This is a genomic window from Paenibacillus sp. RC334, from assembly GCF_030034735.1.
In the GTDB taxonomy this organism is placed as follows: domain Bacteria; phylum Bacillota; class Bacilli; order Paenibacillales; family Paenibacillaceae; genus Paenibacillus; species Paenibacillus terrae_A.
Map to the genome: position 1 here is coordinate 5,095,251 of NZ_CP125370.1, position 13,401 is coordinate 5,108,651.

10 protein-coding genes are annotated in these 13,401 nt (G+C 39.0%); 1 reads left to right on the forward strand and 9 read right to left on the reverse strand.

All coding sequences use genetic code 11. The annotated features are described in order from the left end of the window. Window positions 1-17 precede the first annotated feature (17 nt). The 9 genes from QMK20_RS23455 to QMK20_RS23495 form a co-directional block, all read right to left on the reverse strand. The gene (locus QMK20_RS23455; protein ID WP_283653487.1) at window positions 18-941 is read right to left on the reverse strand and encodes an NAD-dependent epimerase/dehydratase family protein; all 924 of its coding nucleotides are present in this window, start codon (window positions 939-941) and stop codon (window positions 18-20) included. After that, entirely contained in the window at window positions 938-4,204 is a 3,267-nt protein-coding gene (locus tag QMK20_RS23460; protein WP_283653488.1) for a glycosyltransferase, read from the reverse strand. The genes QMK20_RS23455 and QMK20_RS23460 overlap by 4 nt, the downstream gene beginning before the upstream one ends. A gap of 36 nt (window positions 4,205-4,240) precedes the next feature. After that, window positions 4,241-5,962 (reverse strand): glycosyltransferase family 2 protein, encoded by a 1,722-nt coding sequence (locus QMK20_RS23465; protein ID WP_283653489.1) that lies wholly within the window; start codon window positions 5,960-5,962, stop codon window positions 4,241-4,243. 9 nt (window positions 5,963-5,971) lie between these two features. After that, window positions 5,972-6,613, reverse strand: a complete 642-nt coding sequence (locus tag QMK20_RS23470) for a hypothetical protein (RefSeq protein WP_283653490.1) — start codon at window positions 6,611-6,613, stop codon at window positions 5,972-5,974. A 37-nt stretch (window positions 6,614-6,650) separates the two neighbouring features. After that, the gene (locus tag QMK20_RS23475; RefSeq protein ID WP_283653491.1) at window positions 6,651-7,016 is read right to left on the reverse strand and encodes a Wzt carbohydrate-binding domain-containing protein; all 366 of its coding nucleotides are present in this window, start codon (window positions 7,014-7,016) and stop codon (window positions 6,651-6,653) included. Further along, window positions 7,016-7,864: an ABC transporter ATP-binding protein gene (locus QMK20_RS23480; RefSeq protein WP_481857780.1), complete on the reverse strand. Its 849-nt coding sequence runs from the start codon at window positions 7,862-7,864 to the stop codon at window positions 7,016-7,018. The genes QMK20_RS23475 and QMK20_RS23480 overlap by 1 nt, the downstream gene beginning before the upstream one ends. Window positions 7,865-7,879: 15 nt before the next feature. Continuing rightward, a complete protein-coding gene (locus QMK20_RS23485) occupies window positions 7,880-8,626 on the reverse strand; it encodes an ABC transporter permease (protein WP_283653492.1) in 747 nt (248 codons plus the stop codon). Between the two features lie 309 nt (window positions 8,627-8,935). Next, window positions 8,936-9,781, reverse strand: a complete 846-nt coding sequence (locus tag QMK20_RS23490) for a glycosyltransferase family protein (RefSeq protein ID WP_283653493.1) — start codon at window positions 9,779-9,781, stop codon at window positions 8,936-8,938. A 499-nt stretch (window positions 9,782-10,280) separates the two neighbouring features. Further along, window positions 10,281-10,553, reverse strand: coding sequence for a hypothetical protein (locus QMK20_RS23495; RefSeq protein ID WP_283653494.1), 273 nt, complete (start codon window positions 10,551-10,553; stop codon window positions 10,281-10,283). Between the two features lie 352 nt (window positions 10,554-10,905). Here QMK20_RS23495 and QMK20_RS23500 point away from each other — a divergent pair, with 352 nt between their 5' ends. Beyond that, entirely contained in the window at window positions 10,906-13,362 is a 2,457-nt protein-coding gene (locus tag QMK20_RS23500) for a Wzy polymerase domain-containing protein (protein ID WP_283653495.1), read from the forward strand. The last annotated feature ends 39 nt before the right edge of the window (window positions 13,363-13,401 follow it).

Genomic DNA, 13,401 nt, shown 5'->3' on the forward strand with positions numbered 1-13,401 from the left:
TCTGTTAGTTTTATCGTTTATTTAACAGAAATATTTTGATAGTAGTTGATTGTTTCTTTCAAGCCTTGATATAAAGTAAACTCACTTGTCCAGCCAAGAATGGATTGCGCCTTTTGATTGCTTAATGAGCTGTATTTAATATCGCCTATACGCTCCTGCATATATTTTGCACAAGCACCGGTTTCCAGTATGTTACACATCATTTCAAACAATTCTTTCACCGAAATTTCTGTTTGCGTGCTGATATTAGTAATGCAATTTTCCCCTTTGGTAAGAGCAGCGATATTGGCGTTCACGATATCTTTGACATAAATGAAATCGCGAGTCTGAGCGCCATCACCATGAATTTGAGTCTCCTTGCCGGTAAGAAGGTTATCCAGGAAAATTGAAATCACGCCGCCTTCTCCTTTAGGATCCTGCCGTTCGCCGTAAGCATTGCTGTAACGCAAAATCGTATATTTAAGACCATGAAGATTAGAGTACAACTGAATATAAAATTCAGGTGCTAACTTGGACAGTCCATAGGGTGACAGCGGAGAAAGCTTGGCACTCTCTTTTACAGGGAGTTCATCTGGATAGCCATACACTGCTGCTGAAGAAGCATAGATAATTTTTTTTACTCCGGTTTTATAGCAACAATCCAAAATATTGATCGTTCCGCTAATATTGATCGATGCGTCCTGTGAAGGATCAGCAACCGAATGCGACACACTAATCTGGGCAGCATGATGTATTAGAATCTGCGGCTTAAAGTTCTCAAACACTTCCAATAACTGTTCACTGCGAATATCCACATTATAAAATATAGCCGCAGGATTAATATTTTCTTGCTTTCCGGTGGACAAATTATCAACGATGCATACTTCATGTTGTTCAGCAATCAACCTGTCAACAATATGAGAAGCGATAAATCCAGCTCCTCCGGTCACTAATATTTTCATACCTCTACCTTTCCAATACTATGATTTTTATAATACATCTCTTCCAATGTATCAATGCTTGGCTCCCATCTCCATTCTTCTGCTGTCTTTCTGCCATTCGCAGTCAGACGCTGTCTAAGCTCAGTATCTTCGATAAGCTTCTTAACAGCTTGCTTTGCGCCTTCAACATCCCCGATCTTCACGACCAGTGCGTTATAGTTATCGACAATATACTCATCATAACCAGTCACATCTGCAACTACGCAAGTTCCTCCACAAGCCATCATTTCCAGAGGTGGACCAAAAAATCCTTCAACCCTACTCAGTTTAACGAGGATATCACAACTGGAATAGATTTGGTTCATCTGGCCCATTGGAACCTTTTCAAAGAATACGTCGCATTTCCATTCTTTTTTCGGTTTACCCGCTGAACTTACACACCATACTTCACAATCCAGATCATTAATAGCATTAAAAGCATCTTCCATGCCTTTAAATGGAATATCGATCGGTCCTTCAAGCAGTACCCTTACTTTATCGCCTTTTTTGGTAATTGGATCCGTTTGAAAAATAATATTCTCATCCAATCCATTAGGAACATAGGTAGCGTCGTGACCAAACTTTTCTTTCAGCCATTTTTGAATCCATTTTGCTTCGGTCATATATTCATAATCAAATTTATACGAATCCCATGCTTTTTGACTTTCAAAAGATCCTACAGGATAAAAGCGGCTCTCATCGGATTGAACAAAATATACTTTTCTCTTTGCAGGAATATCAGTGATGGTATAAGCAGTGCTCCAACCTGTTGCAACAAGAATATCCAAATTAGTCGGTGCTTCATCAATGCCGATTATCTCAACTTTTTGGTTTGGGAACCAGTTGATTTCCCGATGAATATCCTCAGTAATAAGCAGCACATCATATCCACGATTTAACAAACGGTTTGCGTGCTGACACACTACTGCGATACCGCCAGATATGCCGCATCCAGGAATAAGATAGGCAATCTTAGGCTTCATCTCCACAATGTTTTTGTGCTCTTCCAGCATTAGATCAAACCAGTGATTATCGTCGTCTTTGAACGAAAGTTCCAGGTTGTTTCCGTGTAATCTAAGATTAGTTAACATCAAAGGAATTGATTTGAACTTATATCCTTTATACGCCATTCTGAGCCATAATTCGTGATCCTCGCGATAGCGCATATTTGTTTTCAATCCACCTACGGCTCTGACAGCATCCAATCGCAACATTACAGTACTTTGGCAAGGGACACACATCTTGAGCAATTCATCATATCCGCAATCCGGACTTAATACTTCCTGTCCATTCTTAATATTAATCATGCGTGATCCGTCCACAAGAGCTCGCCAGCCCCCATAAACGACATCCGCTTTAAACTCATTAATATAATTCAAAGAAATTTCCAGGCGATTCGGTTCTGCAATATCATCGCTATCCTGAAAAGCCAGAAATTCTCCGCGCGCCTCACGAATGGCTTTGTTTCGTCCACGTACCGCGTTACCGCTGTTGTTATAATATTTAAAAATGCGAACTTTCTCGTGATCTTTATACTCATCTACAATTTTCAGCGTTTCATCTGGAGAACCATCACAAACGATGATCAGTTCAAAGTTTTGATACGTTTGATTCAAAATCGAATCTATACTTTGTCGTAACACATCTGTTCGGTCATATACAGGAATGACTACACTGATGCGAGGAATATCTCCAACTTCTTGTTCCACATAATTATTTACAGGGATAGGAGCGGGAAGCAGCTGATTCCAATTGGTCAATTTTTTGATCGCCCATTTTGGATTAGCTATGCCTTTTTTGACCCAGCCTCTATATTTTTCGACTTTGGTAATCAATTTCCAGGAACGAGAACTGTAAATACTTACCAATTCCTTATCTTTTTCCCTTGTGAGTTCCAGCAAGTATTTTGTATTGTTTTCTTTTTGATCCAGCTGATTAAGGAACCCATCTCTTTCAAATTCCAGCTGATTAAGAAATCCTTCTCTTTCAAATTCCAGATCTTGAATTTGAATGTCTTTGCTGGTCGCCATCTGTGTCAAAGTAACAATTTCGCGATTCAAAGCCGCTTCAGATATTTCCAATTCAGATTTTAATTGGGCCTGCTGCTTCACTGCCTCGTCTCGTTCTTGCATAAGTTTTGCTTGCTCAGCTTGCATTTCTGTCAGGCTTTCACTCAATCTGACTTCATTGGCCTCATTAACTTTTTTAACTTCCAGCAAATACTTTAAGTTTTTCTCTTTTTGTACAATCTCTTTTCCAGCAAAGGAATAACCTTCTATGAGATACTCCATAATTTGCGGATCGATAGTAACGATACTATCTCTTTTTTGCTCGCCAAGCTTATACAGCTCAAAATACTGTTCCGCAATCGTTCTAATGTCATGGAATTGAACAGCAAGTTCCAGATTGGCTTCAATAATCTCAGGCGTGTAGAATTTTTGAATTAATTCAATAATTTGATCAGCAGTGTACTTTTCACTGTTTACTCTTCCAGAAAAATTCTTCTGACGGAAATCATAATAAGTATCCGGTGTTACAATACCGTCGCCGCCATTATAATCAAACACAAGAGGAAGTCTACCACAACTCATGGCTTCCAGTATGCCTCGTCCCAATGAAACAACCACATCGGAATTCAAAATTTCCTCTTCCACATCCCACACATTGTTGTGTGATTGACCAACAATGTTAAGCTTCATGCTTGCTTTGTTGGCTGCTTCTTCCAAAACCTCTTTAACATCAGGTGTATAACGGTTAGACAACAACAAGATGGTTTCGGGTTTTTCGTAAACCGGGGTGCTAGGACGGAACCGGGTTTGATCGATTCCATTACGGATAATGGAGATTTGATCTTCTTGAATGTCCCAGTTTTGAATCAGATGTTGTTGTACCTCTTCACTAACAGCTACATACTTGACAATTGAGGGAATAAAGACCGGCTTCTCTTGCCATGGAATAATGCCATGCGAAGTGAATACCATAGGTACAGAGGGATATTTATAATAAACGGAGATGGCTTCTGCACGATGCTGGGCATGGATAATGTCAACATCATCAGGCAAAGAAGCAATTTCGTCTGTGACAAGTACACCGATCTCGGTATATTTGTCTGCTACCTGACCAATTCGAGTGGAATAAAGAAAGATTTCATGGTCTTGTCGCAAAAATTCTTTGACGAGGCTGTAAGTGAAGGTTTCCGTCCCTCCACTGTATTGTAAATCATGAAGAGTAAATAAAATTCTCATTTGACCAGGCGCTCCTATCAAAATAAAAGATTATATTCAAAGTTCTACAGGTTTATATAAAAAATCAAGGGGATAATAATGATCCCTATCTTGCAGATAACCTTTATATTTCTCTAGCATAACTTCCCGTTCATTTTCAGGCCATGAATAGGAATGGGATTGTTGAGTATATAAAAGCTCATGATTCACCAGTTTTACGTGACCGGAATGAATATTGACACGCAGACAATAATCCACAATGGTCAAATCGGTAGTATAGGCTTCATCAAAATCTCCATAATATTTGTAGGCATCTTTTTTCAACAGGAACAATTCAGGACTGATTGCTGTAACATTTTGCGCAATTTTGAGTCGACCGAAATAACCAAAAAAGCTAGAATTGATATTATGATACAGATTTATGATCCCTTTTTGGTTAACTGCAAGTCCATAACTGCTGATTTTATTTTTTCTGTTCAAAACTTTGGGAGCTATAACAGCTGACTCGGTTGCGATGGCTTCCGCAATTAGAATCTTGTACCAATCATCACCCAGTGAGCGAATATCCGCATTTAAAACGATAGCATAATCAGCATTGCTTGTTTTTAATAAACCATTTAATGCTTCAGCAACATTTTTATCACTGCAGTCATACACTTTATAGTATGAGGACTGCTCGGCAATGCTGTCTGCATCTTTATTAAATGGAGTGAAATTCATCATCATTACATCAAACAGTCGGTATTCGGAAGAGATATTCAGACTGGCATAGTACTCTTTTACAGACTTTGTATTTCCCCAATTGCCCAGGCAAAACAAAGCCGCTGTCTGTATCTCATTTATAACTGGAGTTATATTAAAAGCGCCATGAAATGCGCCTTCATTCACTATCAATGATTCGTTTCGGTTTGACACATAGTTCTGCAGGGCGTCTTTCCCGGCCTGCAGGGCGTAAGACTTGGCTGAATAGCTGGCAGCTGTGGAATTTTCGCTGATTCGCCAATGATACAAAACTTTTGGAATATGATGGATACATACTGCTCGTTCAGTCAATCTTAAAATAAAATCGTAATCCTGGCTTCCATCGAATTGACAATTAAATAGTCCCGTGCTTTGAAGCAACGAAGCTTTAAAAACCAAAAAATGACAAATGTAATTATAGCTTAGCAATGTATCTGGAGACCAGTCCGGTTTTTTGTGGACACTGATATGTTGCCCGGTATTACCGATAATTTTGTCTTCATCGGAATAAATGACGTCTGCACCGTATCTGTTAATAGCATCTACGCATTCATATAATGCGTCTGGCGTCAACAAGTCGTCATGATCAAGCAACCCTATATATTCTCCCGTTGCCATTGCCAGTGCTCTATTTGTATTTTCAGAGATTCCATAATTAGTTTCCGAGCACGCATGGACTATTTTATCACTTTTGGATATAAAATGGTTTATTACTTTCTCGACATCGCCCTCTGTACTCCCGCCATTAAATAGGCACAATTCAAAATTGGAATAGGTCTGGTTCAGTACAGAGTCAACCATCTGCTCCAAAAACAGGGGGTTTGTATTGTAAACAGGGACGACAATACTGATTTTGGGTTGGATGTCGAATATTTTGTTTTTCTGCTCTTCAAGCTGCTGTTCAGTCAACGGCACAAAAGGAGGCTCTGAAAAAGATAGATGAAACCATTTTTCATGAGCCTTGTTGATAAAGCTTTTTATGCCTTTATCGCGAATCAGGTGAATTGCACGCATGATTACTCGGAACTTATTAATCATAATTGTCCCCTACTTATTTTTTATGAATCGCAATAATTCAAACAGAATAATATTCAAAAAACTAAAGAAAAGACCGTTAATTATAATATCCTTAATAGTAAGTTGGTTCTGGTAAATAAGTTTGCCTACCAGACTGCCTTCCTGGTGCTGTCCCGCAAATGACAGGTTTCCGTCCGACAGGCTGGTGTTGTCCTTCCAAAAGGTTACTGTTTGGGAAGTATCACTTGTATTGGAGCTTATCCTCAAAATATACATCTTGTCTTTTGAATTCTCAACAGGATCGAAGGACAACTCGCTATAGGCATTATCTTTAGCCTGAACGTTATTGAATTTTGCCTGTCTTATTAATTGGTTTGTATCTGCTTCATATAGAGATAACAGCGTTTCACTGTCATTTTGTCTGTTAAATGTAGAAAAAAACAGTTCGACTTTGGCAAGACCATCCTGCTTGGCAGAAAAGGACTGTTCAATTACTTTGTTATCTGTAACCTCGCCAAAGTTTGCATTCAGATTTGTGCCCAGATTGATCGTCTTGAGCTTAAACACCTCTGGGGCAAACAGATTGCTATTTTTGATAGCAGATACTGAAGATACAAAAGTAAACGTGACGATTATTACAATAACAAAGCGCAACATCTTTCTAATCATCATACACCACCCAAACTCACTAAATTATTCCAACACTAAGTCACTCCAGTATCTCCCATTCATGCTTACATCTAAAATATCCTTCCCCAATAGGCAATCCGCGCAGATTTTTCTTGGGCAATACTCTAAATTCGGACACATAGTCATTGCGATCATATGGATACATAGCCATTTCATCAGAGATATGAACGGAAATGAAATATCGTCCATCTAAAAAGTCATTATTCTCCACTTTAATTTTAAATACGGAATAAGGCTGGTCTAATTTCATATCATCACGAACAGTATTAAACAGAGTGACAATGTCGCCTTTCTCATTATAAATGATCAATCCCACACCGTATTTCAAACCGGATTCTCTGAAGCCAAGTTCAATTGTGAATACAATATCTTCTCCGGTAACCATTACGTTTTTATTAATTTGAATTTTTTTACAAAAATCTTATTTTTAGCTTTACTGGCAAGGGAATCAGTAAGTTCTTCTGCATCAGTAGCCTTTACAATTTCTTTTGCTTCTTTTTGTTCGATAAAATATTTATATTTTTCGCAAATTTCATCTGCTGGTCCCTCTTCTTTCAGTATGCCTTTTTCAATCCAGACCGCACGATTGCAAAAATTACGGATTGCGCTTAGGCTGTGACTCACAAACAAAATTGTAGCTCCGCTTTGTACCATTTCCTTCATTTTCTCATAACATTTCTCCTGAAAAAACATATCCCCAACAGCTAGCGCCTCGTCCACAATCAATATATCCGGCTCAACATTGATGGCTACTGCAAATGCCAACCTGGCAAACATACCGCTCGAATAAGTTTTTACAGGCTGGTAAACAAAATCCCCAATATCAGCAAAGTCGAGAATTTGCTGCAACTTCTTATCAATTTCATCCTTGCTCAGATTCATCATGGTTCCATTCAAATAAATATTTTCAATGCCAGTGAGCTCCTGGTTAAATCCTGCACCCAGTTCCAAAAGCGCGGATATTTTGCCATGAACACTCACTGTACCACTCGTTGGATTCAATAGACCGGTAATAATTTTCAGAATGGTGGATTTACCGGAACCATTTGTACCGAGTATCCCTACAATTTCCTTTTTTCTAACTTGGAATGAAACATTGTCAAGAGCAGCATAATCGTTATGATATTTCTTTTTCATTGGATGCAATGCTTCTTTAAGCCGGTCAGCTGGCTTGCCATATAACTTGTATACTTTGCTGATATTTTTTACATCAATTACAACTTCAGCACTCATTTCAACACTCCATCCTTATAAAACGTCAGCAAAATGAGGTTTTAATTTTTTGTAGAACAATGCTCCAACCAGAAAAATAATAAAGGAAACACACCAAAAGTATAGCGTCATCTCGGGCTTTTGCCAGAACCAGACTTCACTTACCAGCGAGTCCCTGTATCCTTCAACAATGTAATACATAGGATTCAGTTTCAATAAAGTTAAATATTTGGCCGGAAACAAAGAGGGTTGCCACAAAATAGGTGAAAGCCATATTCCAAATTGCAATATGATAGCCACGATTTGATTTAAATCGCGAAAAAAAATGACGCAGGAAGCCATAATGTAAGACAAACCCAGCAACAAAAAGCACAGTGCAAAAAGATAATAAAGAAGTTGCACAATATAAATTGTGGGCTCATAACCATACAAGAAATACACATACAGTAAAAAAGCCATAAAAAACACGTGCACAAACAGTGCCGAAATAATTTTAACGCTTGGCAAAATGCTGACTTTAAACACAACTTTTTTTACCAGATAACTGTATTCAATTAAGCTGTTGGTCGAGTTGCCAAGGGCTTCGGAAAAAAAGAACCATGGAATAAGACCACACATCAACCATAAAATATATGGGATATTGTTGAGCGGAACTACACGGAATCCAATTTCGAAAATGAACCAATATACAAAAATTGTCATCAGAGGCTGGACAAAAGCCCACAAAATCCCAAGTTGAGAACTGGCATATTTAGCCCAAAAATCATTTTTAGCTAGTTTCAAAACAAGGCCTTTGGAATTATAAAATTCTTTAAAAAGAGTTAGAATCTTTATCACTTCTTTCGCATGATATCATCCCATTATCTTATAGTTGGACATCATATAATGTAAGAATCTTTCCGATTTGACTCGCAATGCAATTCCGTATCATTTCCTCAGTCAAGTTTCCCACCGTGGACAAAGGTATCCTATTGTTTTTGATATCCTTCTATACCCTTTCCTCTGTAGCAAAAGTATTTTCAGATCCCTTAGGGCTAAAAACAGATACCGTTTAAAAGACGATGGATTTAGAACTCGCCCTGTACAATTAAATTATGGCTTAATATTAATTGCATTACTGAAAAGCTCATCTCCCCATTTATACAAAGCACGACCAAAGTCTGACTTTTCATGAACCGCCCTTCCCTTTCTTTCAATCCATTTTTTCCCATAGGACTCATATGGAAAATAATTAGCATAATAATCGCAAGTTTCTTCCCAATGCTGAATTGACAGAGATTTCCCATAATGTTGGCAATAAAACAAGGTAGCTATACTACTGTCCTCAGTATATGAAGGCTCTCTTGAATCCAATCCAATATATTTAATACTCGCATTTGGTCTCCATAACATAACAATATCTCGTCTTTCAGGCCCGAAATATTTTCTGAAGTTGAGGAGTTTGCTCGTAGGAGCATAAGGCTGCTGATCCTCCTTGGTTATATAGGCATCAAACAGTTGAATTTTAACTATATCAACGTTTTGAGAATCATTAGAGTTTATAAATTCTTTTATTCCTCCTATATATCGCTCATCAGCGTCGGTACAAAATATCCATTCAGGAGAATAACGGGAGGATAACTGAAGAAGATTATCACGATGTTCTGTTTCACTTTTTAAACGTTCCTCAGGTGTTGTCTCCCAATGAAAGTTTCTAATTACTGCAATAACCTTCTCATGATTCTTTAAAATTTCAAAAGTATTATCCGTACTTGCGTCATCATAACATATAATCCCATCAGCAAATTCACTCAAATGATTTAATGTATCTTGGAGAATTAGAGATTCGTTTCTTATCCGCAACATTGCTAAAAGTTTGTAATTTTTAGTTTTTTTATAATCGAAATAATATATTCTTTTCTTTTTTAAAAATTTATAAAACCAATTTAATAATCTCATGAACATTTACTCCTCATCATTTCCATATGCAACTGGAATATCGGCTTTATTCCTTTTCGTATCTATGTGTAAATTAGCCATAAAATTTTTCCTATTGTAATAAAACAAGGATAACTCATCAGAAACAAATACGGTTACAAAGCATTTTCCTTTAACAAAATCAATCTTTTGGTATAGTAAGCAAGCGAATACTATTTATAGCTGATCAAAATAAATATCATATCGTACTGTATTAGATAGAGTTACTATGTTTCCACTTGAGCTATAGATAATAACTCAAAGCCCAAAATGAATTCTCCCCACAGAGATTAAAATCATTATTGTCGGCTGTAAATTGCCCCAAATGGTTCCTAAGTAAGGTCCAATGTATTTGCACTTAAATTACCACCTGTTCAAAGCAGGTGGATTTAGACATCAATGTCGACAACTAAAGTCGTTACGTAAAACTCAAGTTCTTCTGAAAGCCCATACGCTCAAGTAAACTTCCTAAAACTCTTCCTCAATCTTGAAGATTCCGCTCTTTTTCTAACAAAATTGATTCGCAATGTAGAGCCGTATTATTTCTTCCGTCAAATTCCCCACCGTTACCCGCATGCCATCCTTCTTGATAGAGCCTTTCCACAATCTGTTCTAGAGTCCATGAGACCTGAAGCTTCTCTTCGATGAGCGTAGCCTCTTCGAGTGTCCATCTTCCTGCAGTCACGGAGAACTTACAAAGCTGGGCATAACTTTCCTGAGAGTGCTCTGCTTGATAGATTTTCCTGATCTGCATTCCGACGAAGCTCTCGGCTTAGTCGTGGCAGGGTGTCTGTCAAGCTCCTTGACGAAGGCTCTGGCGCTGTTTCCCTACTGGTGTAGGCTTTCTAGCTCACTGTGTTAGACTATGCTAAGATAAGTGTAGCTCATATTGGGTTCTCCTTATGTGAATGTGCGTGTAGGAACTTTCATTTTTAAAAAAATCCGGTCATGAGCCCATTTTTTTATTTATTTACAGAAGGTGTCGCAATTCATTTCAAAATCCGTCTTGCACTGATCTATGTTGATAAAAACTATTAACTGTACAGTTGTAATAATTGTTATGTTAAAATACTAGCATTACCTTCAAAAAAAGGAGATTGTAAACCTTGTCGAATCCAGTATACGGGAAACAGGCCAAAACGTCGACCCGTGACGATAAAAGGCCGGCTATGTTTTGGGTGTTAATTGTTGGCATGATTCTGTTTTTAGCTTGGGCTCCCTTCCAGGCTGCACTTTTTAATGGGCAAATGCTTGATTTTGAGAAGCCACTCTATTGGGCTTTGATTATCAGCACGATTCTGCTGATTTTGGGAATCGTATCTTATTATAAGAAATTCAAGCTGGAAGAGCAAAGGGATTGGCTGGCTGTATGGGTACTGCTGCTTCCCCTGACTTATGTGCTTTCACTAACTTCAGCAGCTTCACATTACCTGGCCATGAATATGGTGGTGGTACAGTGCATATATGCCGCTCTGTTTATCATCTCAATTTATCTACTTCAGGATCGGTTAGGCAATAAGATTCTTCACAATCTGATTATGACCGTTGCTTATGTCATTGTAGGCTTTGGCTTTATCAACTGGTTCGGACAGTGGGTGCTTACCGGCAAGCTGGTAGGTTGGTTTAGCCAATATGTTTATCAAAACCGTTATACCAATGCAGTCATGACAGATACAAATGGGCTCCGGCTGACATCGGTGTTTCAATATGCGAATACATATGCCGCCTTTCTAATGGCTTTCCTATTCGCTGCCGTTTTTTGTCTGATGAAATCAAAATCATGGTATGGCAAAGCTACTCATGGCTTCATGTTGGTGCCAATTCTGGTCTCGCTATTCCTGACCCTGTCACGGGGCGGTCTGGTTATGCTGCCAGTCGTATTCGTGCTGCTCTTGCTTTTCTTTAAACCTGCACGCCAGATTATATGGATTTTACATTGCGCCATTGCAGGTGTAGCGTCAATATCTATCTTGACTCCGATTACAAATATGGGATTACAACTCAATAAGACCTACAACGGCGGAGAGGCGGCCAAGGCTTGGGGATTACTTATTGGTGTCTCCCTTGCTGTTGCTGTCGTACTGTGGCTTGTTGAACGTTATCTGGCACCAAAGCTGGAGAGTGCCCTCACAGGGTGGACCTCCCGAAAGTTATCCAACCTGTGGCTGCCTGTCGGATCGGTTGTGGTGATTGGCTTGCTGGCTTTTCTGTTTATTGGAACTGGCCTGCGCAGCGTACTGCCTGATAACGTCCAGGTCCGGTTAGAAAACATCAATTTCCGGCAGCATAGTGTTCTGGAGCGGCTTGTATTCTATCAGGATGCTGCCAAATTAATTAAGGATTACCCTGTAATTGGCACTGGTGGTGGCGGTTGGGCTACTTTGTATGAAAAATACCAAGACTATCCTTATACTAGCCGTCAGGCTCATAATTTTTTCATGCAGTATTTAGTTGAAGTGGGCATTCTCGGTTTCGTAATTTTCATGTCATTCATCTTATATATCTTCTATAAATATATTCGTAGCTATATTAGACAAAATGATGAAGATCGAGATTCTCACTTTCTGTATCTTATTTTGGCACTCTCGATCTTACTTCACAGCTTGTTGGACTTTAATCTTAGTTACGTGTTCATGGGCATACTGGTATTTATGAGTCTTGGTGGTATGGCCGCTGCTATGGACAGCAAGCCGCTTAAACGCCTGTCTATGAACGCTTCCGGATTCCGGATCATGTACAGTGCAGTCATTGGTGTCCTGAGCATCGTGCTGCTTTTTGCTGGTCTCCGCTTCGTGCAATCAGCTAATGCTGCCACATATGCGAAACAGATCATGGCGGTCAGTACATCATTTGAGGAAATTCAAAGTGCTATTAATAAAGATCTTGAACTTCGTCCTACACATCCGGATTCGGTTATAAGACTGGCTGCACTGTACAAGAATGTTTATCAGCAAACGAAAAAAGAGGAATTTTATACTGCTGCAATAGAGGTGCTAAATACGGGCCTGAAAGCAGAACCGTATAATAAATTCATGTATAGCTCCAAAATTAACCTTTTACAAATAAAGGGTGAGAATGAGCAGGCCCTCAGCATTTTGGAAAATAACATCTCTAACTTTAGATGGGACAATGACTGGTACAATATGTTGATTACTCAAGCTTATTCTCTTGGTGATCAGGCACGTGAGCAGAAGGACACGGCCATGGAGCAGAAATATTTCCAAGCAGGTCTTGCTGCTTACCAGCAGGTTCTGGATGGGGTAGCTCATATTAAGACGGTTCCACCTGAAATTCAATTGACACGTACTTTTGAAGTAACCCCAAGCATTGCGCTCAGTACTGGCAAAATTGAGTTCATGTCAGGTAAGCCTGCAGAGGCTGCCAACATCCTCAAAAACGGCTTGAAGGACGACCTGAGTGACGCTACAAATCGTGAGGTGGCTCGTTATTATATCGTCGCTCTGCAAAAGCAGGGACAGGATGACAAAGCATTGTACGATAAGCTGATAAAAGCTGATCCGAAGGAGAAAGAGCTAATTGCTCAGTTGAAATCGGAGAAATAGAGCAACACAAAAAGAGACTGCCGTGATATAACACATCAT

What these genes read in the sequence shown, in the direction of transcription:
- QMK20_RS23465 (WP_283653489.1), bottom strand. Translation starts at nt 5,962, where the DNA reads ATGATTAATAAGTTCCGAGTAATCATGCGTGCAATTCACCTGATTCGC.
- QMK20_RS23460 (WP_283653488.1), bottom strand. Translation starts at nt 4,204, where the DNA reads ATGAGAATTTTATTTACTCTTCATGATTTACAATACAGTGGAGGGACG.
- QMK20_RS23495 (WP_283653494.1), bottom strand. Translation starts at nt 10,553, where the DNA reads ATGCAGATCAGGAAAATCTATCAAGCAGAGCACTCTCAGGAAAGTTAT.
- QMK20_RS23490 (WP_283653493.1), bottom strand. Translation starts at nt 9,781, where the DNA reads ATGAGATTATTAAATTGGTTTTATAAATTTTTAAAAAAGAAAAGAATA.
- QMK20_RS23470 (WP_283653490.1), bottom strand. Translation starts at nt 6,613, where the DNA reads ATGATGATTAGAAAGATGTTGCGCTTTGTTATTGTAATAATCGTCACG.
- QMK20_RS23480 (WP_481857780.1), bottom strand. Translation starts at nt 7,864, where the DNA reads ATGAGTGCTGAAGTTGTAATTGATGTAAAAAATATCAGCAAAGTATAC.
- QMK20_RS23475 (WP_283653491.1), bottom strand. Translation starts at nt 7,016, where the DNA reads ATGGTTACCGGAGAAGATATTGTATTCACAATTGAACTTGGCTTCAGA.
- QMK20_RS23455 (WP_283653487.1), bottom strand. Translation starts at nt 941, where the DNA reads ATGAAAATATTAGTGACCGGAGGAGCTGGATTTATCGCTTCTCATATT.